Origin of the sequence: Pseudorhodobacter sp. E13, from assembly GCF_003991405.1 — a bacterium.
Taxonomy (GTDB): domain Bacteria; phylum Pseudomonadota; class Alphaproteobacteria; order Rhodobacterales; family Rhodobacteraceae; genus Pseudorhodobacter.
The window spans coordinates 1-203 of sequence record NZ_RPEN01000003.1; the positions used below are offsets into that span (position 1 = coordinate 1).

Here is a 203-nt window from a genome sequence, read left to right on the forward strand (position 1 = left end):
TAGGGTCAGGACCCATTGATTTGCTTGAGGCTGCCGTCGCTGCGTGATTCAAGGCCCCTAGCTACGGGGGTGATCATGAGCAATCTATTCTGGCTGACGGACGAGCAGATGGAGCGGCTGAAACCGTTCTTTCCGAAGAGCCATGGTAAGCCGCGCGTCGATGATCGGCGGGTCTTGAGCGGCATAATCTTCATCAATCGCAA

The 203-nt window shown here is 55.7% G+C and carries 1 pseudogene; it reads left to right on the top strand.

The annotated features are described in order from the left end of the window. Window positions 1–75 precede the first annotated feature (75 nt). Window positions 76–203 (top strand): annotated as a pseudogene (locus tag EGN72_RS00015) (IS5/IS1182 family transposase); the annotation flags it as partial.